The sequence below is a fragment of the Exiguobacterium sp. BRG2 genome (assembly GCF_031844245.1).
Lineage (GTDB): Bacteria > Bacillota > Bacilli > Exiguobacteriales > Exiguobacteriaceae > Exiguobacterium_A.
In genome coordinates, this window is sequence record NZ_JAUZUW010000022.1 from 1 (window position 1) to 4,408 (window position 4,408).

4 protein-coding genes are annotated in these 4,408 nt (G+C 38.4%); 1 reads left to right on the forward strand and 3 read right to left on the reverse strand.

From position 1 onward, the window contains the following. From mobV to Q9R23_RS15845, 3 genes are all read right to left on the reverse strand, one after another. Window positions 1-1,484: MobV family relaxase (mobV, locus tag Q9R23_RS15835; RefSeq protein WP_311247415.1), on the reverse strand; the 1,484-nt coding region annotated here is incomplete at its 3' end. A gap of 22 nt (window positions 1,485-1,506) precedes the next feature. After that, window positions 1,507-2,142, reverse strand: coding sequence for a hypothetical protein (locus tag Q9R23_RS15840; RefSeq protein WP_311247416.1), 636 nt, complete (start codon window positions 2,140-2,142; stop codon window positions 1,507-1,509). 999 nt (window positions 2,143-3,141) lie between these two features. Beyond that, complete coding sequence (locus Q9R23_RS15845; protein ID WP_311247417.1) at window positions 3,142-3,327, reverse strand: hypothetical protein; 186 nt, start codon at window positions 3,325-3,327, stop codon at window positions 3,142-3,144. A 519-nt stretch (window positions 3,328-3,846) separates the two neighbouring features. On the opposite strand from Q9R23_RS15845, the gene Q9R23_RS15850 reads away from it, so the two are divergent. Then, entirely contained in the window at window positions 3,847-4,314 is a 468-nt protein-coding gene (locus tag Q9R23_RS15850) for a replication/maintenance protein RepL (RefSeq protein ID WP_311247418.1), read from the forward strand. The last annotated feature ends 94 nt before the right edge of the window (window positions 4,315-4,408 follow it).

Genomic DNA, 4,408 nt, shown 5'->3' on the forward strand with positions numbered 1-4,408 from the left:
ATCATATCATCTCTTTCCTCAACGATTTCTGGAAGCATCTCATTGGCTCGCTTATTAATTCGTGCGTGATCTGTCATATGATCCAGCCCGATTTTTTGATTATCAGGTAACTTCTCAATCAACCACTCTCTTGTCGCTCTATGAACAGAAGCCCTTACAGCGTTCAATATGTCAGAGACTCTTTTTTGGACAGCCTGATCAAATCGTTCTTTCCATGCTCTCACCGTCTCATTTGCCTTTTGAAGCTGTTCAGATAGCCCTTTATTTTCTTTGGTCAATCCTTCATTAGTCGCCTGCAGCTCGTCATTTTCTTTCTTAAGCCAACGGTTTTCGCTTTCTAAGACGTTGAAGTTCCTTTTTACGATGTCCAATTTCCGCTCCATTTGTTCCGCTTCTTCGGAGTAGCGATTCGCATTTATCATTTGTTTCGTCAGTTCGACTGCATGACGCTCCTTCAGTTCCTTCACTGTCTCTTCTAAGCGTTCCGAAACTCGTTCTTCTACAACGTCGTCCAATCCTGATTTATAGCGTTCTGCTTGTGCTGAAACAATCTCGTATTTCTTTTGAAGGTTGCTGATTTTATCGTCTTTTTGCTCGATCTTGGACTGCAAAACAGTGATTTCTCGTCGTAATTCTTCGTTCTTGAATTCCATATCGGGTACTTTCATCATCGCGAGGTCTCGCATTTCCTCGAAATTCTCTCGATCCATGACAATTTTCCCTGTTTCTTTGCCAAACATCGTTTTCTGATCTTCGAATTCCAAGCTATCGAGCCGTTCAACTTTCTTGAACAACTCTTTCAAGCCCTCTCGTTTGGCTTCTAGTAGCTTCGTATCGCTCTGAATCGCCTCTCGCTGCTGTTCCGCATCCAAGACCGCTTCTTGTGCCTTGAGAACCTTGTACGTGGCCGTATCGATGTGTTGAGCCTTCGATCCTTCTTTCCCTCGTTCAATATCAAAACCATGCTTTTGCAAATGCTCAGGCAGTAGTGTCTGTATTGATTTCAGTTCAATGCGATTGAAGACATTTTTGCTCTGAAGTTTTCCGTCCCGCATAGGCACGATAGCGATATGGGCATGAGCACCAGCGCCCTTTAATTCATCGAAATGAGCAACGGAATATAAGACATTTTGTTCTCCATACCGCTCTTTGAAGAAATCAGTCGAGACTTTGAAGAATCGTTCTTTTTCTGACTGGTCCATATCCTTGAAGAAATCACGATCAGAACCCACCACGAACTCATTGAAATAAACGGCATCTTTTCTTAAGGCACGTTTACTTTCATTCTGGGATTCGAATGTTTCTCTCCATTTTTCCATGTAGCTGATGTGTTGGGCGTTGATGTAGTCTCGATTGAGGTAGGATAGTGAAGCGTTGATATCGGGATTAGTCTTACTTTCTCGTTCTCTTTGATTGTGGATCTGATAGCCTTTTACGTCATTTTTCTTTACTTTCTGCATTCTACACACGAGTTTTGAAGTCATTATATAATCAACCTCTCTTCAATCAAATTTCATCTTCAAAATCTTCAGCAATCCCATAAAGTTGCTCAAAACGAAGTTGTGTCATTGGGTTAGACTGTAAAAATGAACATTTATAATGGTGAAGTATGATTTCTGAATCTTTTTTAGAAAAAAGGTTTTTAAAATAATTAGGTTTTATGTAATCGAAACTATTTGCTCTAATTTTTAAAAGGTGTAATTCCGTTTCTCTAAATTGACCATTTAACGAACAAATATCATATTTTCTTTCTTCATTACCACCGATGTAAGGAACTCGAATGTTAATTTTCTCTTCAAAAAAAACTTCTCGTGGCAATAATTTTTCGAACACTTCTCCATCTCTAGGGTAAAAATTGACCGTTCCATAAGCTTTAAATACTAGATCAACTTCAATATTTGTAGATGGCATGTCTCCGTTATTTTTCAAAATTACACTCAATGTTTTGACAGGTTCAGCGCCGTTTAAAGAAAAAGTGGGGAGTCCAAATCTAGGTTCAACATATCTAAGGTTCTCTAAGAAGTAAGTTGTGTCGTCTAAATTTCTTGATTCCTGATTATTTCTTGCTGATCTAGCTAAAGATCTAGTGAAAGCATCCCCTCTTTCAAACGAAGGTGAAATTGATAATTTAGATTGGCTCATTCTTTTGTTGAACTTAAAGACTTGTGCTACGAAATATAGATTTGATATAGCTACGATTGCAGAAATAACCGCAGCATAATCTTTTAAAAAACCAGGGATATCTATGAGAAACGCCTTCTTTCACATGAATTTAAATTTGGTATAGTATAGCGCACTATACTTTACTTCGTAAAGGTGCGCTCTCCGAGGGTCAACATTGCCGTCGATTCGACGGTCGATGCACGCATCGAAAGGTCAAAAACTCAACTCCCCAACCCCTCAAATCTTGAGGGGCTCCCTCGCCGGTTGGCAGGTTCCGCCGTTGGGAACGGCAGAACAGCACCGAGAGGGTCTTGGGGCATCCAGAGCGTCAACTCCTTATGCTCACTTCGCTACGCTCGTTCCGCTACCGTTGACCCTCATGTACGTGATCCATATCTTCAAATACGATAAAAAATTATCCATTTCCGACACATTTTTATGCTTTTCAGAAGAATTTCCACATTTTCTTATTCATCTGAGTGATGCATTTGAGCACTACAAGTGGTATATTTTCTACAACAGATGTTGTCCTTTTCTAACAAGATGTTGCATTTTTTCGCTACAAAAGCAAAAAATAATGAATGTCTTGAAAAGGCAAAAGACTCAAACGCTGCAACGTTTGAGTCTTGAATCAGAACAGTTTTTTGGTCTAAGTCTTAACCTTTAGGTTAGGGCTTTTCTTTTTTTTGTGGAAGGCTTCCAGTTGTTAAGAAACTCCACATTACGAAAATCGTCATCGGATCAACCGATAACTCGAAGATTATTTTCATACTCGCATCACCACCTTTCTAAAAACGGTAGTGTTGTGAGTTCTGATTCAGCCTTGTTATATAGTGTATTACGCTTATCGAAAATAACAAGCATTGACAAACGTAATATTAAACTTAATTATACTGTTCAAAAAAGCGAACGAACAGCCTTAACGACTTCTATTTGAAAAAATGATCAGTTTTTAATGGAAAACTTGAAAAAAACTTGTTACTCCGATTCAAACCACTCTCGATGCGATGGATTATCTGGATCAAGTAAAACAAATCCTTCTCGATCTACATTCAAAGTTTCTACATTCATCGTCAATCCTTCAACTAATTGCAGATGCTTTAATCTCTCGATCGCAGCCCATCTTTCTGGATCATAGTTTGCTGGATTCAAGTCTACTTTCATAAAACAGCCCCCTAATTGCATCTAAATCGCTCATATTTCGATTTTAAGCCCCTTCGCTACGCCTTGACAGGGTTTTCTACGGCTCAAGCCGTAAATGCCCTTAAAATCACTTCTAGACAGCCCATAAATGTCCCGACTTCCTCGTGATGATTGAAAATGAGGATATTCGACCGGCTCACGTGTACTGGGAGATCGGTGAATGGGGGTGAGCGTAGCGAGAACACGTTCATCGGTCTAACAGTCCGACAAACGAAATGAAGGCTTAAAAGCCGAAATGAGTGCGTTCAGTTCTTTTTTGTTAATTTTAGGTATATCGAAGTGGAAAAAGATAAGACATTGATATAGAAGAGAGTGATTTTTTTATAAAAGTGGTATAAAGCCTTATATATCAACATTTTTTCATTTTTAGGCACTTAACAATACGTTAGTGGGCACTAAGCTATTTTTAAGTGCTAATTAATGTTGCTTTTATCTTTTACTTAAATTAGAATTAAGTAAATCGATAGGAGGTGACATTAAATGGATGGAAATATGGAGTACCAGTCCGATACTCAAACCTTATTAGGAAAGAAAGAAAAGGTCTATATCGACACTGAAACTGGCGAAAAAATCTATGCAGAGCAAATCACTAAAAGAGCATATGGTCAAAAGCAATTTTGGAAGATTTATTTGATGGATTTCCTTCACATTCTGGGTTTAGCTGATTCCAAGCAAATTGATGTTCTGATCTACATATTGCAGAATACAGAACAAGCAAATAATACGTTTGTAGGAACGTATAAAAAAATTGCTAAAGAAGCTAATGTTTCAGAACCAACAATCGCTAAAATCATGAAAAAACTCCAAGAAAATCATTTCATCATCAAGGTTCAAAATGGTGTATGGCAGGTATCTCCTAACATCATGATGAAAGGTTCAGAACACAAAAAAAGTCTTCTCTTGAACTACTATGACGATAGTGTGCAATCAAAAGACGACTCAGAGTAAAATGCGTTTGCAAGGCATTTTACTCAAAAAAAGCCCCCTTTCAGGGGCTTTTTTTATTTATCGCTCTAAATCTATATCGCGCTCGCGTTTTTTT

Excerpts from the sequence above, each read along its gene's own strand:
- Q9R23_RS15840 (WP_311247416.1), bottom strand. The coding sequence starts at position 2,142 with ATGAGCCAATCTAAATTATCAATTTCACCTTCGTTTGAAAGAGGGGAT.
- Q9R23_RS15845 (WP_311247417.1), bottom strand. The coding sequence starts at position 3,327 with ATGAAAGTAGACTTGAATCCAGCAAACTATGATCCAGAAAGATGGGCT.
- Q9R23_RS15850 (WP_311247418.1), top strand. The coding sequence starts at position 3,847 with ATGGATGGAAATATGGAGTACCAGTCCGATACTCAAACCTTATTAGGA.